Source organism: Mycoplasmopsis meleagridis, from assembly GCF_900660695.1.
Classification (GTDB): domain Bacteria; phylum Bacillota_I; class Bacilli_A; order Mycoplasmatales; family Metamycoplasmataceae; genus Mycoplasmopsis; species Mycoplasmopsis meleagridis.
The window spans coordinates 153,452-179,873 of record NZ_LR215042.1 but is presented as its reverse complement, the minus strand read 5'-3'; the positions used below and the strand labels follow the sequence as shown (position 1 = coordinate 179,873).

At 25.0% G+C, this 26,422-nt stretch carries 24 protein-coding genes and 1 other RNA gene; 16 read left to right on the top strand and 9 right to left on the bottom strand.

Annotated features, from left to right (window positions below):
* Position 1 precedes the first annotated feature (1 nt).
* On the bottom strand, positions 2–301 hold the full coding sequence (locus EXC33_RS00915; protein ID WP_046096951.1) for a hypothetical protein: 300 nt from the start codon (positions 299–301) through the stop codon (positions 2–4).
* 84 nt (positions 302–385) lie between these two features.
* Here EXC33_RS00915 and EXC33_RS00910 point away from each other — a divergent pair, with 84 nt between their 5' ends.
* From EXC33_RS00910 to rpmF, 5 genes are all read left to right on the top strand, one after another.
* Positions 386–2,197, top strand: a complete 1,812-nt coding sequence (locus tag EXC33_RS00910; RefSeq protein ID WP_046096952.1) for an ABC transporter ATP-binding protein — start codon at positions 386–388, stop codon at positions 2,195–2,197.
* Positions 2,198–4,009 (top strand): ABC transporter ATP-binding protein, encoded by a 1,812-nt coding sequence (locus EXC33_RS00905; protein ID WP_046096953.1) that lies wholly within the window; start codon positions 2,198–2,200, stop codon positions 4,007–4,009.
* A 64-nt stretch (positions 4,010–4,073) separates the two neighbouring features.
* Entirely contained in the window at positions 4,074–5,270 is a 1,197-nt protein-coding gene (locus EXC33_RS00900; protein ID WP_052717023.1) for an endonuclease, read from the top strand.
* An 87-nt stretch (positions 5,271–5,357) separates the two neighbouring features.
* Positions 5,358–6,950, top strand: coding sequence for a hypothetical protein (locus tag EXC33_RS00895; protein ID WP_046096954.1), 1,593 nt, complete (start codon positions 5,358–5,360; stop codon positions 6,948–6,950).
* Between the two features lie 147 nt (positions 6,951–7,097).
* On the top strand, positions 7,098–7,304 hold the full coding sequence (gene rpmF, locus EXC33_RS00890) for a 50S ribosomal protein L32 (protein ID WP_046096955.1): 207 nt from the start codon (positions 7,098–7,100) through the stop codon (positions 7,302–7,304).
* Positions 7,305–7,356: 52 nt separating this feature from the next.
* On the opposite strand, the gene EXC33_RS00885 is transcribed toward rpmF, so the two are convergent.
* From EXC33_RS00885 to gpmI, 5 genes are read right to left on the bottom strand one after another with little or no spacing between them, the layout of a single operon-like run.
* Positions 7,357–7,983 carry a restriction endonuclease subunit S gene (locus EXC33_RS00885; RefSeq protein WP_063725426.1) on the bottom strand — a complete coding sequence of 209 codons (627 nt, stop codon included), beginning with the start codon at positions 7,981–7,983 and terminating at the stop codon, positions 7,357–7,359.
* Positions 7,937–9,250 carry a restriction endonuclease subunit S gene (locus tag EXC33_RS00880; protein ID WP_129727263.1) on the bottom strand — a complete coding sequence of 438 codons (1,314 nt, stop codon included), beginning with the start codon at positions 9,248–9,250 and terminating at the stop codon, positions 7,937–7,939. Before EXC33_RS00880 ends, EXC33_RS00885 begins: the two co-directional genes overlap by 47 nt.
* Before the next feature lie 39 nt (positions 9,251–9,289).
* On the bottom strand, positions 9,290–11,815 hold the full coding sequence (gene secA / locus EXC33_RS00875; RefSeq protein ID WP_046096699.1) for a preprotein translocase subunit SecA: 2,526 nt from the start codon (positions 11,813–11,815) through the stop codon (positions 9,290–9,292).
* A gap of 58 nt (positions 11,816–11,873) precedes the next feature.
* Positions 11,874–12,296 carry a hypothetical protein gene (locus EXC33_RS00870; protein ID WP_046096698.1) on the bottom strand — a complete coding sequence of 141 codons (423 nt, stop codon included), beginning with the start codon at positions 12,294–12,296 and terminating at the stop codon, positions 11,874–11,876.
* 2 nt (positions 12,297–12,298) lie between these two features.
* Entirely contained in the window at positions 12,299–13,795 is a 1,497-nt protein-coding gene (gpmI, locus tag EXC33_RS00865) for a 2,3-bisphosphoglycerate-independent phosphoglycerate mutase (protein WP_046096697.1), read from the bottom strand.
* A gap of 167 nt (positions 13,796–13,962) precedes the next feature.
* Between gpmI and dnaX the strand changes: the two genes are divergently transcribed.
* The 7 genes from dnaX to EXC33_RS00830 all read left to right on the top strand — a co-directional run bounded on the left by dnaX (position 13,963) and on the right by EXC33_RS00830 (position 20,824).
* Entirely contained in the window at positions 13,963–15,900 is a 1,938-nt protein-coding gene (gene dnaX / locus EXC33_RS00860; RefSeq protein WP_046096696.1) for a DNA polymerase III subunit gamma/tau, read from the top strand.
* Between the two features lie 2 nt (positions 15,901–15,902).
* Positions 15,903–16,190, top strand: coding sequence for a YbaB/EbfC family nucleoid-associated protein (locus EXC33_RS00855; RefSeq protein ID WP_046096695.1), 288 nt, complete (start codon positions 15,903–15,905; stop codon positions 16,188–16,190).
* Positions 16,191–16,193: 3 nt separating this feature from the next.
* A complete protein-coding gene (locus EXC33_RS00850; RefSeq protein ID WP_046096694.1) occupies positions 16,194–16,784 on the top strand; it encodes a toprim domain-containing protein in 591 nt (196 codons plus the stop codon).
* 8 nt (positions 16,785–16,792) lie between these two features.
* Positions 16,793–17,446: a dTMP kinase gene (tmk, locus tag EXC33_RS00845; protein WP_046096693.1), complete on the top strand. Its 654-nt coding sequence runs from the start codon at positions 16,793–16,795 to the stop codon at positions 17,444–17,446.
* A 1-nt stretch (position 17,447) separates the two neighbouring features.
* On the top strand, positions 17,448–18,368 hold the full coding sequence (locus EXC33_RS00840) for a hypothetical protein (RefSeq protein ID WP_046096692.1): 921 nt from the start codon (positions 17,448–17,450) through the stop codon (positions 18,366–18,368).
* A complete protein-coding gene (gene rsmI, locus EXC33_RS00835) occupies positions 18,361–19,071 on the top strand; it encodes a 16S rRNA (cytidine(1402)-2'-O)-methyltransferase (protein WP_046096691.1) in 711 nt (236 codons plus the stop codon). Before EXC33_RS00840 ends, rsmI begins: the two co-directional genes overlap by 8 nt.
* A gap of 91 nt (positions 19,072–19,162) precedes the next feature.
* On the top strand, positions 19,163–20,824 hold the full coding sequence (locus EXC33_RS00830) for a ribonuclease J (RefSeq protein ID WP_046096690.1): 1,662 nt from the start codon (positions 19,163–19,165) through the stop codon (positions 20,822–20,824).
* 21 nt (positions 20,825–20,845) lie between these two features.
* On the opposite strand, the gene EXC33_RS00825 is transcribed toward EXC33_RS00830, so the two are convergent.
* Entirely contained in the window at positions 20,846–21,652 is an 807-nt protein-coding gene (locus EXC33_RS00825; protein WP_046096689.1) for a TIGR00282 family metallophosphoesterase, read from the bottom strand.
* 95 nt (positions 21,653–21,747) lie between these two features.
* On the opposite strand from EXC33_RS00825, the gene whiA reads away from it, so the two are divergent.
* The 4 genes from whiA to ychF all read left to right on the top strand — a co-directional run bounded on the left by whiA (position 21,748) and on the right by ychF (position 24,985).
* Positions 21,748–22,572, top strand: coding sequence for a DNA-binding protein WhiA (gene whiA / locus EXC33_RS00820; RefSeq protein WP_046096688.1), 825 nt, complete (start codon positions 21,748–21,750; stop codon positions 22,570–22,572).
* A gap of 7 nt (positions 22,573–22,579) precedes the next feature.
* Positions 22,580–23,542, top strand: a complete 963-nt coding sequence (holA, locus tag EXC33_RS00815) for a DNA polymerase III subunit delta (protein ID WP_046096687.1) — start codon at positions 22,580–22,582, stop codon at positions 23,540–23,542.
* A 16-nt stretch (positions 23,543–23,558) separates the two neighbouring features.
* Positions 23,559–23,836: RNase P RNA component class B (gene rnpB / locus EXC33_RS00810), an RNA gene on the top strand.
* 45 nt (positions 23,837–23,881) lie between these two features.
* On the top strand, positions 23,882–24,985 hold the full coding sequence (gene ychF / locus EXC33_RS00805) for a redox-regulated ATPase YchF (protein ID WP_046096702.1): 1,104 nt from the start codon (positions 23,882–23,884) through the stop codon (positions 24,983–24,985).
* 57 nt (positions 24,986–25,042) lie between these two features.
* Here the strand turns inward: ychF and rplQ are convergent, their stop codons facing one another.
* Both rplQ and EXC33_RS00795 read right to left on the bottom strand, forming a co-directional pair.
* Positions 25,043–25,405 (bottom strand): 50S ribosomal protein L17, encoded by a 363-nt coding sequence (rplQ, locus tag EXC33_RS00800; RefSeq protein ID WP_046096686.1) that lies wholly within the window; start codon positions 25,403–25,405, stop codon positions 25,043–25,045.
* Positions 25,405–26,406 carry a DNA-directed RNA polymerase subunit alpha gene (locus EXC33_RS00795; protein WP_046096685.1) on the bottom strand — a complete coding sequence of 334 codons (1,002 nt, stop codon included), beginning with the start codon at positions 26,404–26,406 and terminating at the stop codon, positions 25,405–25,407. Before EXC33_RS00795 ends, rplQ begins: the two co-directional genes overlap by 1 nt.
* Positions 26,407–26,422 lie beyond the last annotated feature (16 nt).

Below are 26,422 nucleotides of genomic sequence, written 5' to 3'. Positions count from 1 at the left end.
TTTAACCACTTATCCCTACAAAATAGGCAATTAATATTAAAGCAGCCATTAACAAAATAAAAGCAGCAATAGTTAGTCATTTAATCAAAAGTGTTTTTTTATAGGTTGCTTTATCGATTACTTGATTTTTTAATAAACAATTAGGACTATCACAACTATTATTAATTTCTTCCTCTTCTTTTATCAAAGCAGGATGAGATAATTCATGTTTATTTTCATTAAAAAGTCTCAATAATTCGTTTCTACGATCATTGATTAATTTTTCTGCCTTTTTTGGATCTTTTTCATCTAATAAAGCCATATTACTCCTCAATTATTAACTTTAATTATATATTAAATACTTTTGACTTAACTAAAGTAATTTATAATAAAACGGAGGAAAATTATGCTAAAAATTTTTAAATTGCTATCTACAAAATTAAAGTTTTTTGCTTTTATTTCTTTAGTTCTTTCTCTTCTTCAACCTTTTATTGCAACAATTATTCCATCTATAACAAAACAAATTATTTCGTTAGCAACAAATGAAAATGTTTATACAATAAAAGTCTTATTTTGAGATATTTTTCCAAAAAATAATTTGGAAGCATTACAAATTGTTGTTGTTTTAACAATAATTTTTGCTTTGTTTTTGATGATTATTTCCTATTTTGCATCTATATTAGCTTGAAAAGTGGCAATAAATGGAATTTACGAATTGAGAAAAAAATTATTTTTTCATCTAATACACCTTAAACAAGTCAATTTAGATAGTTTAAACGAAGGAACAATATTAACTCGTTTTACTAATGACATGTTAAAAATTAAACAAGGAATTACTACATTAATAAGAAATTTGTTGATTTCGCCTTCTTATATTATTTGAGGATTATGTTTTTCTTTAACAACTAATTTAAATTTATCTATAAGTATAATTATTGTTGCTCCTTTAATAATGATTGGAGCTTTTTTTGCTTTAAGAAAATTAATCCCTCTTTATTCGAAAGAAAATATTTCAATTGATAATTTAAATAATGTAGCAAGTGATGATTTAAAAGGAATCAGTGTTATAAAATCTTACAATTTAGAAAAAGTTAGATTAGATAATTATAAAAATGTTTCGAATAATTCTAGAAAAACTGCATTAGGTGTAAATATTTATTCGGCTACAGCATGACCTCTTTTAGATTTAATAAGTATTTTGGGAAATGTCATTTTATTCGTAATTATAGGAATATTAGTCAAAAATAATGACTTAGGAGAAAACAATAAATTAGTTGGAGATATTCACCAATTTTCTTCCTATTTAACAATGGTTACTAATTCAATTTTCTTTACATTATTTACTTTCAATCGTTTATTTAGATCTCAAAGCGTTGTAAAGAGATATTTTGCTATTTTAAATATGCAAAATAATGAAGAATTAAATTATGAATATAATAATTTCGACAAAGCTTCTATTGAATTTAAAAATGTTAGTTTTAATTATTCAAAAAAACCTATAAAAAAGGAAGATATAAAAAACGAAGAAAATATTGAAGTTCTTAAAAATATCTCTTTTAAAATTAATGAAGGTGAATTAATTGGCATTATTGGTAAAACTGGTTCAGGCAAAAGTACTCTTGCAAAATTAATTGCCAAACAATATGCTTTAGAAAATAAACAAGGCAAAATTCTAATAGATAATAAAGATATAAATAAAATAAATACAAAAAATTACTATCAAAATATTTCATGAATTTTCCAAAAACAAAAACTATTATCTGGATCAATTAAAGAAAATATTACTTTTGCTAACAATAAAATAAATAGAAATGAAATAGATCAATCAATTGATATTTCTAATTCGCAATTCATTTATAAACTAGAAAACGAATTGGAATACAAGCTTAATCAAGAGGGTAAAAATTTATCTGGCGGACAAAGACAAAGACTTTCTATTGCCCAAGCGATTAACAAAAATTTTAAAATTTTGATTATTGATGATGCTACGAGTGCATTAGATAATGAAACTGATTTTATAGTCAGAAATAAAATATTAAATAAATACCAAGATAAAACTATATTGATTATTTCTCAAAGAATTAGTGCTATTAAAAATGCTAATAAAATTATTGTTTTAGATAAAGGTGAATTAGTAGGTTTTGATACGCATGAAAACTTACTCAAAAATAATAAATATTATCAAGAATTATTCAATAGTCAATATAAAGGAGAATAAATGCCTAGATTAGCTTTTATGCAACTTTCGAAAAATGAAGAAAAGTTAAAATTAAAAGAATTATTAAAATTTCTTAAGAGATTAAACTTTAATTTCTTGAATTGGTTAATTCTCATAATAATTGGCGCATTAATTCCTCTTAGTTCAATATTAGCTTCGTTTTTAATTGGTTACATCGTAGATAGCTTTTTTAATAATTTGACTTTTGATAGTAATAATTTTGAATATAAAAAATTTATTCTTTATGTTTCTTTATTAGCCCTTTGCTATGTTATTTTTAAATTTTTAACTATTGTACAAAGAAGAAAAAATAATCGTGCAGTTGTTGAATTAATCTTTAAATTAAGAATAGAGTTATATGAAAAAATTCAATCCATGCCTATTAGTTATTTTGATAATCAAAAAATAGGTAATTTAATGTCAACACTAACTAATGACGTAAACAATATTTTGCAATCTTTAATAGATATGTTATCTAACTTTCTCATAATGATTTTTCAGTTTTTCATAATTTTTATTATTATGTTTCTTTATGCTCCTATTTTGGCTTCAATTGCGATAGTTTCAATCCCTTTATCAACTTATATTTTGTATTTATTTATTAAAAATAATCAAAAATATTTTATTAAGCAACAAAATTCTTTAGCCGATTTTAATGCCTTTTTAGAAGAAATCATTAATGCTATTCCTCTAATTAGATTACATAATCAGGAAGAAGAAATTATTCAAAGATTTGAAAAATTTAATAGAGCTTTAATAGAACCTGATTATAAATCCGCACGTAATATTTCTTTTACTTTTCCTTTTTTAAACTTTGCTAAATTTATTAATTTACTAGTTATTATTTCAGTAGGTGTTGTTTTAATTTTTAATAATATAAACATTGGTATCAAACCTTTAACAACTGGTTTATTAATTACTTTTTCAATATACATAATGAATTTAGGTGATAATATTTCCCAAATTTTAGAAATAACTAACAATATTCAACTGGGTTTGGGTGGAATAACTAGAGTTAATAAAATCTTAAATTTAGAAGAAAATAAAGATAAATATTTGAAAGAATTAGACTATAAAGAAGGAATAATTGAATTTAATAACGTTAATTTTTATTATCCTGCTAATTCTAACAAGCAAGTTCTTCACAATATTAATTTCAAAATTGAAAAGGGACAAACTATTGCTTTAGTTGGTAAAACTGGCTCAGGTAAAACTACTATTGCTAAATTATTGTCAAAATTTTACCTACCTTCAAGCGGGACAATAACAATTGATAATCAAAATAGTGCGGATATAAATGAAAATTCTTGAAGAAAATATATTAATACAATAATGCAAGATGTTTATATTTTTAATGCATCTCTAAGAGATAATTTAACCTTATTTAATAAAGATATTGATGATATAGAACTTAAAAAAATTATAAGTGACGTTATTGGTGATGAATTTATTAATGATTTGCCTAATGGCTTAGATACAATTTTAGAATCCAATGCAAAAAATATAAGTCAAGGGCAAAAACAATTAATTTCAATAATTAGAGCTTTAATTAATGCAACTCCAATAATTATTCTCGATGAAGCAACGAGCGATATAGATACAATTACTGAAATAAAAATTAAAAAAATGATGGACTATTTGATTAATAATTGTTCATCTTTAGTAATTGCACATAGACTAAGCACAGTAGTTAATGCAGATAAAATTTTAGTAATTGACGAAGGCAAAATTATTGAACAAGGCAGTCATGAAGAATTAATGAAATTAAATGGGTATTACAAATATCTTTATACAACTGGCTTTCCTGATTAAGAATTCTTGAATTCTTTATTTTTCTTTTTTCCCTATTTTGTGGGCAATTTAATATAATTAAACTATGAGAAATAAATTGTTTAAAAGCTTATTTTTTCTTTCATCTCTAACAAGTCTTTCATTAATTACAACTCTTGCTGCTTCATGTAATGAACAACAAAATAGTGAAAAACAAAAAGAAAATGAAACAAAAGACAATAATACTAGTGATAAAGAAATAGTAAATGAAAAAACTACAACAAGTGATACTTCATCTAATAATTTGAATGGTGAAATAACTGATAATAATACTGAAAGCGAAAATTCTGAAAATAGTTCAACACCTGTTGTAGAGAAAAACGATGAAAGTTCATCTTCTGAAATTTCTTCTTCAGGAAAATATCTTTATGACAAAAGTAATAACTATTACGCTTCTTTAGAAGGCAAAAGGGGCGATGATCTTTGACAAGCTCTTGTTAATTTGCAAAATTCGAAAAAATCACAAATAAAAACTTATGGCGATTTATATGATATTTTTTCACAAGTAGATTTGGATAAGGAATATGAAAATGATGGGACAATTTTAGATATTTATAGTGAAAATCCTACCGGAACTGATCCATATAATTTCACTATACATAACTATGAAGGAAAAGCAAATGGTCTAGGTAATGGACAACCAGTAGCTGGTAAAAATTCTAATGACGAAGGTTATATTTTTAATCGTGAACATTTAATTCCTCAATCATGATTTAAGAGAGAGCCAATTACTAGAGCAGATCCTCACTTTATTTTACCTACAGATAAATTGGTTAATAATAAAAGAGGTAATTTACCTCATTATATAGTAGAAAATGCTACTTGAACATCAGAAAATGGTACTAAAGTTAACAATGATTATGCTGAACCTGTTGATGCTTTCAAAGGAAATGTAGCTAGAATGTATTTCTACTTCCAAGTGACACATCATAATGCTTTGCAAAAAGCTAACAATGGTCAAATTCCAGGAGCTGTTGTATTTAAAGATAGTTATCCTTACTTTACAGATAATTTCCTTTCAACATATCAACAATGAGCTAAAAATGATCCGGTAGAATTATTTGAAATTAAAAGAAATAATGGTATTGCTTCATATTACGAAACTACTGAAAGTGAAAGAGTAGCAAAAGGACAAGGAATGCGTAATCCTTTTATTGACTTTCCTAATTTGCCAGATTTAATATGAGGTCAAGGAAACGAAACATTCCATAATTTAGGTATTTTAGTAGATATTAAAAAATAAAAAGGTTTCGAGCCTTTTTATTTTGCTTTAATAAATTTTAAAAATAATATAATAACTTTTATCTTATTTAATTAATTAAGGAACATTATGATAAAAAGAAAATTACTTTCTCTCTCTTTTTTACCTTTAGCTTCACTTCCTCTCTTTGCTGCTGTTGCATGCAATAACAATAGCAATTCATATGATGAAAAAGTAAGTGAATTAAAAAAATTAGTTTATACTGCAAATCCAGAACTTATTCTTAAAGATGTTAATGGCGATGTTATTGTTCAAAAAGAATTTGAAAAAAACAATGCTTCAAATATTGATGTTTTAAAATTAGTTCCAAGCAATTATGTTTTAGTCGATCAAAAGGATAAAACTGTATCTTTAGAAAATAGCAAAATAATAACAATAAAAGAAAATTCAATAGATCCAAGTGATTGACTTCTCTATAGTAATTTAAAACAACAATATACAGCTCTTTATGCCAAAATTGATAAAAATTTAAAAATTAATAAAAGTATTTGAGATCTTATTGATCAAAACTTCCATTTGATAGATAAAAATGAAAATCTTACAGCTGATAATTTTTACAATAATTACAGTTTTTTAGTTACTCAATATAATAATTTAAGTAATCTTATTGCCACTAGTTTAAAAGTTGAAGAAATTTTTTCTAAAGAAATGGAAGAATTAAAAACTAAATGAGAAAGTTATAAAACTGAAAATGCAAATAATGAAAAATTTAAAACTCTTTCTTCATCAGTTGCTAGTGTAGATAAAATTTTTTCAGACTATCAAACTAATAAAGAAGAATTTACAGATCAAACGGCTTATTTTGCAGCTTATATTGATGCGGTAAATAATATTAATAAATTTAGAGAAGAATTCTTAGCAACAACTAATCCAGAATTATCAGACGAATTAAAAACTCTTTACGATTTTCAAACTGGGGCTTTAGATAATTGATTCAGAACAGTTTTTAACTTAGTATATGATGGACCTAAAATTTTAGAAACTTCTTTTAGTGAATTTAAGAAAAAATTTATGAATTTTGACGATAAAACACCTAAAGAACAACTAGATACTATTAAAAAAACATATAGCGATGATTTAGTGGCTTTTAATAAAACTTTCACAGACACCAACAATAAAACTTCGGAACATTTTCAATATATAAATGATGCAAAAAGTAAAATAAGTACAAATATAATCAAAATTAGTAATCTTGCATCTAAATTCAATGCAGAATTAACAAAAAAAATATTTGATTTAAAAATTAAAGCATATAAGTGAATCGTCGAAATATCTAAATATCAATTTGTTAATCCGAATGAATACGAAAATGCAAAAACAAAAGCGGAAGAATTAATTAATGAAAGCACTAAAGAATATGACAACTTTATTGATCAAAATTACATCATTTTAATTAGAGAGGGAAATAAAATCTATAATTCGCTAACTTTAGAATACATTAAAAGCAAAGATACTAAAATACAAGAAATTCTAGCACAAATGAGAGATATTACTACCTTGTTAAATTTAAGTTTAAAAGAAAATGATAAAGTAAATGCTTTTGAAAATAGTATGAATTATCTATCGCAAATTCTTACACTTAAAAATCAAATTAACCAACATTTACAAGAAAATAACACTTCTTCTAATGAAGCAAATAGTAATAACAATGTTTCTAATTAATGCATAAAATAGTTTTATTGGTAAAAAAACAAATTCTTGAATTTTTGCTAAAATAAGAATTTGTTTTTTTAATTGCTAAAAATCTTTTTTTCTCTATAATTCAAATATTAATATATTACGCGTGAAATATTAAAAGGAGGACGTAGAATGGCTATCGTTCCAAAACGTAAAACTTCTAAGCAACGTAAACATAAAAGACGTACCCATCATGCTTTGCCAGTACAAAATTTAATTGCATGCAGCAATTGCTCAAACATGATACAACAACATTTGATTTGTTATAACTGTGGTTTTTACAAAGGGAAAAAAGTTGTTGGTTATAGAAGTTTAGACGATCGTAGAAAAGCACAATAATTTCATTCATTAATTCAAGTAGAAAATGTTTATTTTCTACTTTTTTAAAAATTTAATAAGTTTCAAGATAATTAAATATCTTATTTTTATAATGTTCGTATTGTGTTTTTCTTTTATTTTCTTCGACAGGTAAAACAATATTAAAATCAGAACAAATTTTTCTAAAACTATTTAAATAGCTAATAATTTTATTTTGAAACGCTAAAGGAGGTATTAGTAATTTAATTTTTGAAATATCTTCGGTATTTATGTATGATAAAGTTGACTTCAATTCTTTAATTTTTAATCAATCGTTAATTATAGAAGTTAAATAAAAATAAATAAATTCAGGCATAGCTAAATTTTCTAAAACTTCTATTTTTACTATTCCTTGGTTTATAAAACAATTTTTTTCTTCTCTGTTAACAAAACCTATTTTACCAAGCGAACCTACTGCGGAAATTAAAATATTATTTTTATTCACTTTAAATTTTTCTAAATTAGTCTTGTAATTTTTTAAATTAAATTTATTACTCAAAGAAAAATTTATACTTCCGTCATTGTAAATATCTTTTATTTTAATAATACTACCTATTTCCAATTTATTATTTAATAAGTGTTTACTTCTAAAATTAAAACCATTATAAAAATTACTAAAAGTTCCTAATTCTAAGGTTATAGCGCCAAAAATGTGTTGCAATAATTTGACTAATCCGTGCTCTCTCTCTCTCTCTCTCTCTCTCTGCGTCTTTATGTTGTAGAATGCCAACTTCAAGATATTTAAATATTTCATTTTTATAATATTCACACTGTTCTTTTCTTTTATTTTCTTCAGTAGGTAAACTGATATTAAGACTAGAACAAATGCTTTCAAAATTATCTAAAACATCAACTATTTTGTTCTGCTTTTCTAAAGAAGGAATTTTTAGTAATAAATTGCTTATAAAATCTATATTTAATTTTTGAGGAAAAGAATTAATATTACTTTCAAATATTTTTTCTTGTTTTACTTTTAAAAAATAATACAAAAACTTTTTAATTAAAACTTTTTCATCAAATTCTAAGGTAAGACAATTATCATTGGCTCAAAAATCCTTTTCTTGTCACTGAATTAAACCGGCTGTACCATATTCTGCTATTGTTATTTGTTCCTTTTCACGGTTAAAATTACTATAATAACCTAAATATTTTGCTCCTCCGCTTACTACTGGATAGCCTTCTTTAGTAAGTTCTTTTTTAGTTATTCGTTTTCCTCTTATAAATTTACAAATATCGGCTAGTTTTACTTCGAAAACTTTGTTAGATTTTATATTTGATTTATATAAATTAAAAGTATCAAAAATATTATCAAGATAATATTTATATTGCTTATTTCTAGCGTTTAATTCGTCTCTTAATTCTTTTTGAATACTAATAGAAAAACTACTAAATTTATCTAAAATTTCAACAATTTTTTCCTGAAGGGATAAAGGAGGAATTATTATCTCTAAATTTAATATTCCAGGCATATAGGGATGTTTGATAGCGCTTCCACGATAAAAATTAGATATTTTTTCTTTAATGAAATGAAAAAAATAATACAAATATTTAGTATTTAAAATCTTTGTATCAAATGATTTGCAAATTCTATTATCGCTTGTTATGAATTTACCTTTATGATATTGAATTGTTAATTTGCCTCCCCCAGGAATAGCAATTATTTCTTCGTCATAAAATTCACCTTTTCACTTTTTTGAAGAAACAAAATAATTCGATACATAAGTAGTTAGAATTTTTATATCGCCATTTTCTTCTTTAATTTTTTCAATTTCTGAAGCATATAAATATTTATATTTTTGCTTATTTTTGAGCTGCTTTTCTTTTGCTAAATCGCTAAAAGTTTTATCTCAAATAGTTACTTCATATAATTTTTTTCTAATAAAAAACTTATTATCTTCTTTCGAAAGCAACTCTTCAAAAATTTTCATTATTTGTCCTTTCAATTAGGATAATATAAATTGTTAATTCTAACTTTTTTCTTTATTTTCTTTATCAAGAACCTTATCAAAATTTACATTCTTTAAATTATTATATGTATCAATTAAATATTTTTCTTGTTCTTCAATAGTATTAAAATCATTTAGAATTAAAAGACTTCTAAGTTGTTCAAACAGAGGATCTTCACGCATTTCTTTGGTAATATTAGACTTTCTTCCAAGTGAATCAGCCATAATTGTTTTAATCGTATCAAAGGCAATATTATTAAGCATTTGATAAAACGTTTTTGTTCCTTCTTCTGTATACATTTGGTAAGGATTTTTTTGCGAATATTGAACAAGATTAATATTTGATCTTAATTTATCCATAGCGTCAATATGATTTTGTCAATATTTATCAACTATTGATAATAAATTGCTCTTTTCTACTTCCAAAACAGTATCTTGATCACTATTTGCCATGGCATTTTCTTCTCATTCATTGAAATTTTTAGTTAAATGATTTGATAAATATTCAACTAAATCATTGTCATGTATTTTTCTAACTTTTTCTATTAATAAATTATTCTTATCTTCGCCTCTATTAGAAAAATTTTCATTTATAAAATCAACTAGTTTCTGACTATCAATATGACCACTTTTTAGTTTTAATGATTGATATTTAACAACATTTTTCGCTATATTTTTAATCATTTTTCTCAAAATAAAAGAAACATTATCGCTAATTAAAATTAAATCTCTTTGAGCATAAAAAAGGTCTCTTTGTTGTCTAATTACATCATCATAGTGCAAAACACTTTTTCTACTATCATAATTAAAGCCTTCAATTTTCTTTTGAGCATGTTTAAAGCCAAATTGTAAATTTTTGTTAGTTATTTCTTTATTGCCTTGTTTTTCATAAGATTTTTTAAATTCTTCATAGTTGGAAAATCTTTGCATTAATTGGTCATCTAAAGAAACATAAAACTTAGAAACACCAGGATCTCCTTGTCTTCCTGATCTTCCTCTTAGTTGGTTATCAATTCTTCTACTTTCTGCTCTATCAGTACCTATAACATAAAGGCCACCTAACTCTAAAGCTTCTTTAGAAGGTTTAATATCAGTTCCTCTTCCTGCCATATTTGTAGCTATTGTAACAGCGCCTACTTGCCCAGCAGCAGAAATAATTTCTGCTTCAGAAGCGTTTTGTTTTGCGTTTAAAACAGTATGAGGAATATTTCTTTTATTCAAGAAATGGTGCAAGATTTCTGAATCTTCAATTTGAGCTGTACCTATTAAAACAGGTTGTCCTTTTTTATAAAGTTTTTCTACTTTATTCGAAACAGCTATTCATTTTGCTTCATAATTACCATAAATTGAATCAGGTAAATCTTTTCTTATAACGGGTTTATTAGTGGGAACTGGATTAACACGCATATTATAAATATCAATAAATTCTTGCTCTTCAGTTTTAGCAGTTCCTGTCATTCCACAAAGCTTATTAAACATTCTAAAAAAATTTTGGTAAGTAATAGTTGCTAAAGTTTTAGTTTCTGGTTCAATTTGTACCATTTCTTTTGCTTGTAAAGCTTGCTGCAAACCTTCAGAATATGCTCTTCCTTCCATAATCCGTCCTGTAAAAGCATCAACTAATTCAATCTTGCCATCTCTTACAATGTATTCAACATTATTTTTCATAACTTTATGGGCTCTTAATGCATTTTGTATTCTATGAACGATTTCTGAATTTTCAATATCATATAAATTATCAATTGTAAAAAAATTATTTGCCTTATTTATGCCGCTATAAGTCAAAGAAATTGCTTTGGATTCTTCATCTATTTCATAATCTTCTGGACCCAAAGTTCTCACATATTGATCCGCTGAATAATAAAGATAATTATCTTCAGTATCTCCGCCAGAAATAATTAAAGGAGTTTTTGCTTCGTCTATTAAAATAGAATCTGCTTCGTCTATAAGACAAAAATGTAAACCTCTTTGTACTTTTTGTTCTATAGAATTAACCATATTATCTCTTAAATAGTCAAAACCTAATTCTGAATGCACTGAATAAGTAATATCGCAAGCGTAGGCTTCTCTTTTTAAATTGACATTCATTTGTGCTTTATTTATGCCAACACTAAGACCTAAAAAATTAAATACTTGTCCCATTTCCAAAGCATCACGTTCACTCAAATATTCATTAACTGTGGAAACAATTGCCCCTTTTCCTACTAAAGCATTCAAATAAACAGGCGCAATAGAAGTAATAGTTTTTCCTTCACCCGTTTTCATTTCTGCAACACTACTTAAATCAAGCAAAACACCGCCAATCATTTGTACATCGTAAGGTCTTTTGCCTAGAACTCTTTTTGTTGCTTCTCTAGCAACAGCAAAGGCTTCAGCTCTAATTAAATCAAGTGCTTCTCCATTAGCTATTCTTGCTTTAAATTGATCGGTTTTAGCTTTTAATTCTGAGTCATTTAATTTAGAAATTAGTGGTTCATAGTGATTAATTTTTTTCAAAGTTTTTTCAGCAATACGCATTTCAGTTGACTTAATATTGAATAAATTCATAGTGCTATTATTTTATATTAAATGTTAATTTTTAATTAAAAAACGAAGCAAAGCTTCGTTAATAATTGCCTTTTATTTTTTGTTTATCTAACTTAATTTTTGTTTGATTAGTAAATAAAATATGTTTTATTCGATATAGATAATCTACTATTGCTTCTTCTAAAGCCTCTTGTTCGTAGCGAGATGAATAGAAATTATAATATGGCAAAACTTCTTTTTTTAAATTTGCTGCTTTATATGAATAGGTAAATTTTTTTACTGTTTTTTCTTTAAAATTATCATTACCCATAAGCATGACATAATTTAAATCAATCTTTTCTTCTTTAAGTTTACTTACTATTTCTTCTAGTTCTAAATTAGTGTCATTTTCTAAAATATAAAGATCAAATTTATGTTCATTTTTTAATTTCGTAATTATTTGTTCATTTACTAAAGAACTTCGTGGCGCTATGACAATACTTTTAATAATTAAATTTTCCATATTTATTTATAAATAAGGCTTTCATGTGTCATTTCAACAGGTTTTTCAATATTCATATAATCTAAAATTGTAGGAGCAATATTTGCTAAAATGCCATTACGTAATTTAATATTTTTATCAGTAGAAATAAGCATAACCGGACTATTTGTATGTTTTGTAGCTGGATTGCCGTTAGCATCTTCTGTAATTTCAGCATTTCCATGGTCAGCAGTAATAAAAACAGTAATGTTATTTTTTGCAGAAAAATCTACTAATCTAGCAATTTGACTATCTAAAAATTCAACTGCTTGAATTGTTGCTTTTAAATTACCAGTATGGCCAACCATATCAGGATTGGCATAATTCATAATTGTTAAATCAAAATTTTTTGCATTAGCAATCAATTCATCTGTGATTTCTTTAGCTGACATGTTAGGATAATCAGCATAACTATTGACTTTTAATGAAGGAACCATTATTCTTTTTGAATTTTGATATTCGACGTCTTTGCCGCCATCCATAAAATAAGTAACATGAGCATATTTTTGAGTTTCTGCTAATCTTAATTGTTTCAAATTCTTGCTCTCAACAACTTTACCAATTGGATTAATTACTTTCATTTCCTCGAAAGCAATTTTAGTTTTTAAACCTTCATATTTCATCATTGAAACAAAATTGTTGATTTTAACTTTTTTACTTGTTTCGTAATCATAAAGATTTGAACCAATAAACATATGAGTTATTTGTCTTGCTCTATCAGGTCTAAAATTAAAGAAAATAATTGAATCATTATCCTTTATAAAATTTGCATTAGCATTAACTGCTGGAATCAAAAACTCATCAGTAATATTTTCTGCATATTGTTCGTTGATATAATCAATAGGATTAGTAAAGACTTTATCGCTTTCTCCTAACAATGCCAAATAATGTTTTTCAACTCTATCAAACATTTTGTCACGATCCATTGCATAAAATCTTCCACCAATTGAAGCTATTTTATATCCTAATTCATCACATATTGAAACTAATTTTTCCATTGATTTGATAATTGATTTAGGAGCTACATCTCTTCCGTCACCAAAAACATGTATAGAAACATTTTCTAATTCATTTATTTTTGCCATTTTTATTAATTCAAATAAATGAGATTCATCAGAATGAACTCCTCCAGGACTTAAAAGTCCCATTATATGTAATGTTGAACCATTTTCTTTCACATTCTTTAAAGTTTCTAAAATAACTTTATTTTTGTCGAAATTGCCAGTTTTAATAGCTTGATTTATCAAAGATAACCCTGTATAAACAATTCTTCCCGCGCCTATATTTAAGTGACCTACTTCTGAATTCCCCATTTGATTTTTAGGCAAGCCAACATTTTCACCACTTGCTTCTATTATTGAATTAGGATAATTTTTAAATAAGTTATCAAAAGTTGGGGTATTAGCTATTTTAAAAGCATTGCCCTGTTTTTCTTCTCTTAAACCTAAACCGTCAATGACAACTAAAATTGTTTTTTGCATTATTTCTCCCTTTTAAAATAAAAAGTTAGTCTTGTTATATTATAGAAAATAATTTAACTAAAAGTAATATCCATACATAAGTCAGTTATCTTTAAAATTACCTTTGTTTAAATAAAATTTATATATCTGCAAATTTTAATATCATTTAATTAATCAGAAGGAATGCGATGAATTATAAAGCTTTGTATAGAAAATATCGACCAAAAAAATTTGATGAAGTTAAAGATCAAGAACATATAGTTAGAACCTTAAAAAATATTATTGCTAACAATACCATCTCACACGCTTATCTCTTTAGTGGTCCTAGGGGAGTTGGAAAAACCTCAATAGCTAAAATTTTTGCTAATAGTGTAAATTGTATTCACACTGAAAAACCTTGAGATATTTGTGATGAGTGCTTAAAAAATACCAACAATAATTTAAACATTATTGAGATGGATGCAGCTTCAAATAATGGTGTTGAAGAAGTTAGAATCTTACAAGAAAAAATTGAATTTTTGCCTACCTACGGACGTTATAAAGTTTATATAATTGATGAAGTTCACATGCTTACTAAGAGTGCTTTTAATGCCTTATTAAAAACTTTAGAAGAACCTCCTTCGCACGTAATTTTTATTTTTGCAACAACTGATCCACAAAAAATACCTTTAACAATTCTTTCAAGAACGCAACGTTATAATTTTGTTAAAATCAAAAATCAAGCAATAATAGAAAGATTAAAAGATGTTTTGGAAAAAGAAAACATCTCTTATGAACAAGAAAGTCTACCTTATATAGCTAGATTAGCAGACGGGAGCTTGAGAGATGCGCTTTCATTTTTAGAACAAGCTATAGCATATGGTAATGGTCAAATTAATTTTAAAGATACTGTAGAATTATTCGGTTTAATATCAAATAATAAAATTATTCAAATCCTAAATAATCTTTATTTCTCTAAATTAAAAGAAGCTTTAGCAATTTTTAAAAATGTTGAAAATAGCATTAATGATCCTAGTACTTTTATAAATAGCTCAATGACCATTTTAAAAGATTTCATAATTTATCAAAAAACTTATGAAACTGAACTTTTAGAATATTTACAAGCCGAAGATTTCAAAGAAATTAAATTTAATTATGAATTTGCCATAAATTCGTTAGAACATTTATATAAGTTGCATAAAGAAATTTTTTACCAAGAAAATAGTTTTCAACTTATTGAATTCTATTTAGTAAAAATGTTAAACAAAAATAATAGCAAAGAGATAAATAATGAAAAAACTAATAAAACAATAGATTTAGATCAAAAAACTAAAGAAATTTTGCTTAGACATAAAGAAATCACTAAGGAGATAGAAATGGATGAAAACGAATTAAAAAAAATGTATGATGAAGAAAATAAATCTATTAAAAAGGTAGAGGATATTATTCAAAAAACTCTTGAAATTAGCATTGATTTGCAAAATCAAGCAGAAGAAAATAAAAATATAGAAAACGATATTTTAAATTTTGAAGACAATTACAATCAAGGATTAATTTCATCCGCAGAATACGAAATGCCTCTTTTGGAAACTGGAATTGACAATAGTTTTCCAAAATTAAAAAATTATATTAACAAAACTAGTTTCAATAATTATCTAAAAGATCAAGAACTATTGCTTTCTTTAATTGCAAAAGCTTATTCTAAAGATGCTTTCATACAATTCAAAGAACAATTTAATAATTGAAAAAATAATTTAGAAGACATTGTTACTAATTTAGATCGTTATGGTGATTTTATTAAAGTAATTAAAGATATCGATATTTCATTAACTATTGTAGGACCTAATTTTGTAATTTTCACTAATAAGAAAAATACACATATTGGTTTTTTAAACTATCTATATGAAGTTTTAGAAAGCAAAGAAATACAAAATGATATTATAGAATCTCATTTAGGCAATAAAATCAAGTTTTATTTTATTGAAAACATTGAAGAAATTAAAAAAGCTATTGATCATTTTAATACTTTAAATACTGAAGAAAAAAATAAATATAAAGAATTATCAATAGAAAATAATTTCAAAAAGAAAGATAACAAATTATTATCGTTTTTCAAAAAAGCAGCAGCAACTAAGAAAGGAAAATAGTTATGGATCAAGCGATGTTAAGAAAAATGCAAAAAATGCAAAAAGAATTTGAAGCTAACGAAGAAATTTTTCAGCAAAAAGAATTCTCTTTAGAAAAACAAGGCGTTGAAGTTGTAGCTAAGGGCAATAAAGAAATTGTTTCTATCAAAATTAAAGAAAGTGTTTTATTAGACCCTGATGATCCCGAAACATTAGAAGACTTAATTACTTTAACTATTAACGATTTATTTACAAATATTGATGAAGAACATGAAGCAATAATTCCTAACATTCCAGGTTTAGGATTTTAATTTATGAAAATAAAAACTATTGAAGAACTCAATGAAAAATTAGCTTATTTTCCAGGCATTAGTAAAAAACAAGCGGAAAAAATGTCTAATTTTTTATTAACACAAGAGGAAAAATATATTGATGAATTAATAGATAAATTAATCAATTTTAAGAAAAAAATTAATTTTTGTCCTCAATGTAATTTACTTAGAGAAAATGATTTTTGCTCAAATTGTAATGAAGAAAAAGAAAACAATAGTTTAATCATTGTTGAAAACGTCGCCGTTTCAAACAGATTAAGTAATTTTAATGTTTTTCAAGGATATTTTTACGTATTACCTTACATAATAGAACCAAAAAGTGATTTACTAGACGATAAATACGAATATAATGAACTTTTTGAATATATAGGAAAACATAATTTCGAAGAAATAATCATTATGCTTAGTCCTTCATTAAACGGAGAATTAACCACTAATTATTTACTTGAAAAATTAAAAGAAAGCAAAATTAAATGCACCAGAGCAGCTATAGGCATGCCAATGAATTCTAGTATTGATTACCTAGACGCTTTTACTTTAAAACAATCATTAGAAAATAGAAATAGCAAATAGGAGAAATTATGTTTATAACTTTTGAAGGTTTAGATGGAAGTGGAAAAACCACAGTAATAAAATTGCTTGCTGAAAAATTTAAAAACACTTTTAAAAACATCAATATTATCACCACAAGAGAACCAGGCGGACAAGGAATTAAAGAAGCAGAAAAAATTCGTGAAATAATTCTTAGTAAAGAAAGTGATATTTCGCCAATTACTGAAGCTATGCTTTATTCAGCATCAAGAAGAATACACCTTGATAAAGTTGTAATTCCTGCTTTAAAAGAAAATAAAATAGTTCTTTGTGATCGATACATTGATAGTTTCTATGCCTATCAAGGTTATGCTAGAAACTTAGGAATTGATTTTGTTAAAAATCTTACTTCTTTAGTAGTACAAAATCTAATGCCTGACATAACTTTTTTTCTAGATTTAAGTTTGGAAAAAAGTAAAGAAAGAAGAGAAAAAAGTCGTAATATCCAATCTCTTAATCGATTAGACATTGAATCTGATAATTTTTATAAAAAAGTTTATGATGGTTATCAAGAATTAATAAAAAATGAACCAAAAAGATTCATAGTTATTGATTCAAACAAAAAAATAGATTATGTTGTAAATGAAATCTTTAATATTATAATAAATCACCAATTATTCAAAAAACATTACAAAATAGACTAATATGAAAAATGATATTAAAAAAATTATTAACAATTCCATTACTAATAATCGTTTAAACCATTGTTTCTTATTGAAAAGTAACAAAAAAATTATTTTTGATAAATATATTATAGAAATTATTAATTTAATTACTAATCATTCGTTAATATCACTAGAAAAAGAACAACTTCCCTTAAATATAATTTATTTAGATTATTATGATGAAAATAAAATTAGTAAAGAAATGATTCTTCAAACTTTCAATAATGCAACAATCAATACTAGTAAAGATAAAAAAATTATTATTTTTCAAAATATTGAAAATGTTTCGTTACAAGCTTTGAATAGTATTTTAAAAACAATTGAAGAACCAAATAATAAAACTATATTTATTTTTACAACTAATAACATCAATAAGGTTTTACCAACTGTTAGGTCTAGAGCATTTATTATCAATATTAATGAAGAAATTGAAAATGAAGAATTAGTTGAATTTTTAATAAAAAATAATAATTTAAATAATGAAAAAGCCTTATTTTACAGCGAAATTAGTCAAAATAAAGAAGAAATAATCTATTGTTTAAACAATGAAATAGAAAGTATTTTAGAAGAATTCTATAATGTTATTAAAAATACAAAAAAATCTTTTACTAAGATATATTTATTTTTAGAAAAATATACAAAAAAAGAGTCCTTTACTATCTTTATTTTTCTTATAAAAATTATTAAATATGCCTTAAAAATAGTGATTTTTGAGAAAAAACCCTTATTTTCAAATGAAAATTTGAAAAAAGTTATTTTAAAAATTAAAGAAATAAACAACATAAATAATATTTATGAACTTATTAATGATTTTTTGAATAAATCTAACAATAAAAATCTAAATCCTTTTTTACAAGCAGAAAGTTTTTTAATCAAATTAATGGAGATGTGAAATGTCTAAAATTTACATTGTGGGAACTCCTATAGGCAACATGAAAGATATTACTTATCGAGCTATAGAAATTCTTAAAGAAGTTGATTTAATCGCTTGTGAAGACACTAGAGTTACTAAAAAACTTTTGGATTATTGAAACATAAAGAAAAAGCTTTTAGTCTATAACAAATTTAATGAAAAAAATTCTGCTAAAGGTATTATAAATAAACTTAATTCAGAAAATATTAATCTTGCGTTAGTAAGTGATGCTGGTATGCCTTTAATTAGCGATCCTGGTTTTGACATTATTAAAGAAGCTAGAAATAATAATATTGAAATTGAACTAATTCCCGGAGTTAATGCTGCTATAAGTACATTTGTTCTAAGCGCGTTTGCATCAGAATTTATTTTTTTGGGCTTTCCTAAGGAAAAAAGCTCGCAAAGGGAAAAACAAATTAGATCCTTTGTTGAAAATTATGCATATATTTTTTATGTTGCTCCACATAAATTGCTTTATTTTATAGATGAAATAGATAAAATTTGAAATGATAGAGCACAAATTTTTTTGGCAAAAGAATTAACAAAAATGTTTGAAAAACATTACACAGGTAGTCCTAAAGAAATTAAAAAATTACTAGAAAAAGAAACTATTAAAGGAGAATTCACTTTAGTTCTCAAATTAAAGACTCATAAAAGAATAAAAGTAAATAAATACGCTAAAAAAGACTAGTTTAGTCTTTTTTTATCTTAATAGGATATAATAAATATTAGTCTTTTTTAATCTTTATTTCTCACATTAATCGTCTTATTTATGGAGCATCATGCGAAAAAATCATATCAATATTTTTGCTTTGGGAGGACTTGACGAAAATGGCAAAAACTGCTACGTTCTAGAGTTTAACGAAGAAATTTATATCATCAATACAGGAACTAAAATTCCTTTAAATTCAAATAATGGCATTGATAATATAATTCCTAATTTTAATTATTTAGTGAACAATAAACATAAAATTAAAGGCGTTTTTGTTTCTGATGTAAAAAATGAAACTTTTAGTGCTCTTCCTTGATTGTTAATGAAAATTGATTCTTTACATATTTATTCATCAGAATTTAATAATTTAACTATCAAAGATCGTTTGAATAAATATAAAATAGATAATCCTAACTACAAAATACACGCTTTAAAAACAATTAAAAAAATTGGTGAAATTTTTGTGCAGCCCATTGAATTGGCAGGTTCAATGCCTGGGCATATTGGTTTTAATTTTATTACTCCTGATGGAGATATCTTGTTCATGTTTAATTTTGTCGAAGGAGATTTAGGAATTTATGGCAAATTAAATTTTGAGATTTTAAAACAAAATTTTAGTAAACGCAAAATTCTAGCTTTAATTGTAGATTCTGGAAGAGCAAATTATAAGGGTAGAGCTATTAATAAAATAAAACTACCGGAAACTATTAGACAAACTTTTTTAAAAACTAAAAATAATGAAAGAATTATTATTGGCGCTTATGATGAAGAAATGGTTTCTATTCAACAAATTTTAGACTTGGCTTTAGAAACAAATAGACCATTAATTATTTATGGGAAAACTTATAATCAGTTATTGAATTTAATTGTTAAAAAATATCCTCAATTAAAATTGCCTAAAATCATAGACTATCGTTTAGCAAATAAAACTAATAACAGCGTTATTTTGATAACAGGAGCAATTGAAAGACTTTATTCTCGTTTTTTAAGAATAATTGAAAACAATGATATTTATTTAACTCTTAAAGCAAGTGATAATGTAATTATGATTGCTCCTCCAGTCAATGGTTTAGAAAAATTAGAAGCATATACTTTAGACGAAATTGCAAAAATTACTACTAAAATCACAGATGTTACTTCTGAAGAATTTTATAGACATAGACCAGCAGCACAAGACATTATTAATTTAGTAAAGCATCTAAATCCTCAATATATTATTCCTGCACAAGGTTTATATCGTTATTTAATTAATGTTAAAAGAAACTTAAATCAAGAACTTAAAATAAAAGCAAATCGCTGTTTAATATTACAAAATGGGCAAATTGTGCATTTCGTTGATGGAAAATTACTTTCTTTAAATGGAAAAGTTAAGGAAATAGGAGACACTATTGTTGATGGTTTTGGAGTGGGCGATATTTCTTCCGCAGTTTTGAATGAAAGAGAAACTTTAGGAAGAGATGGAGTAATTATTATTGCGGCATATTACAATAATAGAACTAAATTATTAAGTGGTAAAATGCAAATTAAATTTATAGGTATTTTTGATAAAAAAAGTAAAACTGACGCTAAAGAATTAATCAAAAATGTTATTGTCAAACTTATCGATAAAGAAACATTTAATGGTTTAAGAGATTTTCAAAATCGCGCAAGACAATCTGTTAGAAGAAAAATATTTAAAGTCTATGATAAAGAACCAATGGTTATTATTAACTTAATGCAAATTTCTAATTAAAAAGTCAGGTAGCTGACTTTTTTATTCATGAAAATTTATTGTTTTTATACTATTTTTATCTTTATTAATACTATTCAAACTAATTAAAACACCATTAAATTGGGATTTGTTAGAAGAAACTTTAAATTTAACATTTTTTTGATAACGCATTTTTAAATAAACTTCTTCAAAATTGGCCCCTATTGCAGAATTAATAGGGCCGCACATTCCCACATCACTAATAAAACATGTTTTGTTAGGCAAAATTCTTGCATCATTAGTTTGTACATGTGTATGAGTTCCTACAAGAGCATCGATTTTACCATCTAAATAGAGTGCTAGAACATTTTTTTCGCTAGTTGTTTCCGCATGAAAATCTATAAAATGAAAATCAGCTCTTTCTTGATAATTCAAAATATTGTCTATGCAATCAAAAAAATTATTTGCTGTTTCCTCTTTTCAAGGAAATAGTAACTTGTTAAAAGTAATTCCCATTAATGCTGTTATTCTCAAAGTTTTATTATTAATTTTGACAATTTGACTACCTTTTCCTGGATATGAATTATCCACATTAGCAGGACGAGATAAATCATTATTATTAATAAAAGTTAAAATTTCATCATTGGCTCACACATGATTACCTAATGTGAAGTAATTTATTCCAGCTTTTTTAAGACGCAAATAATCTTTTTTAGCAAAGCCTTTTCTTCCAGAAACATTTTCTGCTTGAGCAATAACAAAATCAATTTTTTTCTCTTTGATTAAATTAGGCAAATATTTTTCAACTATTTTTATACCAGGTTCACCAAAAATATCTCCTATAAAGAGAATTTTAAGTTTTTTATTCATGTATTCGTTTCTACTTATATTTTAAAATCTCTCAATTTAAAATATAAAAAATATATTCTCATTATAATACTTATATAACTATTAAAAAGGAAAGTATGAATTTTAGTTTAGAAATAAAATATGAAATTATCAAAAAACAAAAAAATAATGAACAAATAATAAACTTTTTAAACGGTTTTATAGTAGGAAAAGCTAATTTTGATCTTAATCAAAATATTTTGTTAATAATTAAAGATAATTACATCAAAGAAAAAATTATCGCTTTTCTTAAACAGCTAAAATATGAATATATCGTTGAAGCAAATAATTTAGTAATTAAATCCTATAACTCGGTATTGCAAAAAAATATAACAAAATTAAGTAGTTTTTTTGCCGGTATTTTTTGTGCTTCTGGAACAATTAGTAACTTAACTAAAACTTCATACCATTTATCGTTAAGCTCTCCTAACGAAATTTTTATTGATGATATAAAAGAAAAACTTAATTCATATTCTTTTGGTTTCAACAAATATCACTATCAAAAAAAATATTATTTATATATTAAAAAACAAGAGAAAATAGCAGATTTCTTAAAAGCAATTGAAGCTATTGATTCTTTTTTTAAATTTGAAGACAATATCATTCAAAGAGACTATGAAAATAACAACAATAGATTGAACAATATTGATTATTCAAACATTGAAAAAATAGCAAAAGCACATAATGAATATTTACAAAATATTGAATTCATTGAAAAAAATAAGTTGCAATATCATTTTAACGAAAGAGAATTAATTTTTTTTAAACTTATTAAAGAAAATTATGGTGATTCTCTAAATGCATATGTAGAAGCTTTAGCAGAAAAAGGAATAATTATTACAAAGGGCGGATTGAATCATTGAATAATTAAATTGAGAAAAGTTGTAAAAAGTTATAAATAGGGGCTATATGTATTTTTTATACGGAGAAGAAAATTTTTTAATAAATAAAAAAATTAAACAAATTTGTAAAAATTATCCTAAGCATAAAATCATGCATTTTTACTATGAAAATATCGATAAAATCAACGATTTTATTAAAAATATTTATACAGATTCACTATTTAACGAAAAAAAAATTTTAATTATGCATAATTTTGAATTTTTTACTAAAAAAAATATAGATAAAAAAGAAATTTTTATCCTCGAACAATTGATTGATTCTCTTAATTTTAATGGCGAAAACATCATTGTTTTTGTTAATAATGAAATAAGTGAAAGCAAAAATATATTCTCTAATTTTTTTACTGAAAATACTATAAAAAAGTTAGATAAGTCAAATATATATGAATTTAAAAAACTAAATAATAAAGAAAAAATTAATTTAGCAATTGAATATGTAAAAGAAAAAGAAGGATATTTAAGTTTTGTAGATGCTTCAATTTTAGTAAACATTTTAGAAGATGATACAACGCTTTTAATAAGTGAATTAGATAAATTATTAAGTTATGATAAAAAAATAACTAGCGATATGATCTATAAAATCATTGCTCCGATAATTAAAGATGACCCTTTTGGTTTTGTTAATTCTCTAGAAACTAACAGTTTGGAATTTATTTGAAAAAAATATAAAGAAAAAATAGAACAAGGAGAATATATAATTAATTTAATTAGTCAATTGTCTCAAACTTTGATAATTTGTAATCAAATTCATAATTATTTAAAACTTAATGACAATTTGTTAGCCTACTGTAGTGATTTTAAAATAAATAATTATCGTGCTAAAAAAATACAAAATTTAATTTCTAAATTAGGTATTTACAAAATTAAAAATATGCTTAAAAATTTAGCTGTTATAGAAGAAGATATTAAAAATGGTAAAATAAACGAAAAAATAGCTTTTGAACAATTATTAATAAGATATTTTCAGTAATTGTTATAATACTAAATGTATCGGTCAACAGCTGCTTTATTTTAAGTAGAGGAAAGTCCACGCTAACACAATCTGAGATGATTGTAGTGTTCATGCTGAATCTAATAAATTCAGGCTTAGACGACTAGTGCCACAGAGACGAGAGTTGTGAAACGGGTAAACTCCATGAGTTAGAAACCCAAATTTAGGTAGGGGAACTCTTCAAAGAGAAATGAATTAATGAAGAGAACTTTTTTATAAAGTTAGATAAATTGTTGACGCCTTTTACTAAGGTACAAAACGTGGCTTATAGATACAAAAGGCTTTATGCCTTTTTTATTTATAGTAATTGGGGGAAATATGTCACTTAAAGCAGGAATTGTAGGCTTACCAAATGTAGGCAAAAGCACTCTTTTTAGCGCTTTAACTAAATATCAAGTTGAAGCAAGTAATTATGCTTTTACCACCATTGAACCAAATATTAGCAGTGTTCCTTTAAACGACAAAAGACTATATCAACTAGCAGAAATTGTTAATCCTGAAAAAATTATTCCTGCTACTTTTGATTTCGTTGATATAGCAGGTTTAGTTAAAGGGGCTTCAAAAGGTGAGGGATTAGGTAATAAATTTTTAGCTAATATCAGACAAGTAGATGCTATTATTCATGTCGTTAGATGTTTTAACGATAAAAATATTATGCACGTTAATAATGAAATTAACCCCGTTAATGATATACAAATAATTAATTTAGAACTTATTTTGGCTGATTTAGAAACAATTAATAATGTTCTCAATAGAATTAACAAAAAAGCAAAAAGCGGTGATAAAGAAGCTTTAAATGAGTTTAATTTTGCTAATAGAATTAAAAATACTTTAGAAAATAATATTTTCATTAACAAAATAATTAATGAATTTAATGAAGAAGAATTAAAGTATTTGAAAAGTTACCAACTATTAACTGCTAAGGCAATGATTTATGTTGCTAATTTATCAGCTGAGCAAATTACTAATTATGAAAATGATAAATTTTATAAAGAATTAGCTGCTTATATAAATAATCAAAATAAAATCATTCCTATTTCAGTGCAAGTAGAATTCGAAATAAGCCAAATGGATGCTAATGATGAAGAGGAATTTTTAAAAAGTTACCAAATTGAACATAGTGGCTTAGATTATCTAACCAGAGAGGCATTTGATCTTTTAAAACTTAAAACTTATTTTACCGCAGGAAAAAAAGAAATAAGAGCTTGAGTTTTTAAAGAAGGTATGCTAGCTCCTAGTTGTGCTGGCATTATTCATAGTGACTTTGAAAAAAAATTTATTAAAGCTGAAGTTATTTCTTTCGAAGATTACATAAAATTTGATGGCGAAAATGGTGCAAAAAATGCTGGCAAATTAAGAATTGAAGGTAAAAATTATATTATGCAAGATGGTGATATATGTCATTTTAGGTTCGGAAAATAAAATAAAAAAGTATGAGACATACTTTTTTTATTGTTAATTAAAGCATAAATTATGTAATTAAACTAGTTCGATAATTGCCATTTTAGAATTATCACCCCTACGAGAAACAATTTTGTAAATTCTTGTATATCCGCCATTTCTTTCTTTATATTTTGGGGCAATTTCGTTAAACAAATATTTTAAAAGTGATTCTTTATTATTTGCTAGTGTAGAGCGAAGATAAGCTGCTACCAATCTACGATTTGCTAAAGTTGGATTTTTAGCTTTAGTAATAATTTTTTCAGCATGACGACGTAATTCCTTTGCACGAGTTAAAGTTGTAGTTAAGCGCCCATGCACTAACAATTCGCTAGTTAAAGTACGCATTACGCTTTTTCTTCATTTAGTATCACGGCTATAAATTTGAGTTGGATTAGCCATTATTCTTCTCCTTTTTTAAGTTCACGTCCGTGTTCTTTAACCACACTGATAATTTCGTCAATTGATTTTCTACCTAAATTTTTAGTTTGTTCTAATTCCTCTAAAGTCATATTACAAATTTCTGATAATTTACGCATACCAATTCTTCATAATGCGTTAAATGAACGCACTGATAATCCTAATTTACTTATATCGATATCATCATCTTTTTCTTCTACTTCAACAATTTTTTCCTCAGCAAAAATTTGAAGTTTCATTTCATCTACATCACCAATTAATTTAAATGTACCAACTAAAATTTCACAAGCTTGTTTAATAGCATATTTAGGATCAATAGTTCCATTTGTCAAGAGAGTAAAAACTAATTCTTCTTCGAAATTATTGCTTGAAGAATTTAATTCATTTACTACGTAATTAACTTTTTTAACTGGTGAAAAATCTGAATCAGTAGCAATAAAAATTCCCTTTTTAATCTTGCTTTCTGTTTTAGAAATAAACTCACTGTTATTTACGTATTTTTTATTTTCTTCATTGCTAATAAAGCCTCTGCCTGTTCTTAAAAACATTTCTAAGTGTAGTTGGCCTTTATTTAAAGTGGCAATATATTGGTTTTTGTTCAAAATTTCAATGTTTGAATTGTCAACTACTAAAAGATTTGAATAAATTGCTCCTAATTCATCAGTTTTAAGAGTTACTTTGATAATATCGTCATCACTAACTAAATCTGGATTATATTGAAATTTTACTTTACGTAAATTCATTATTAACGTTACAACATCTTCTTCAACACCATTAATAATTTCAAATTCATGGTCGATTCCTTCAATTTTTACTGCTACTAAGGCAAGTGCAGTAATACTTGAAATTAAAGTTCTTCTTAAAGCAACGCCTAAAGTGTTACCAAAACCTCTTTCTAATGGTTTAAGAGAAAAAGTTGTTTCGTTAATGTTTTCACTAAGATTTTGTACTTGTTGATAAACAAGTTTAGGCATCTTTTCCATAAATATCTCCTTAATT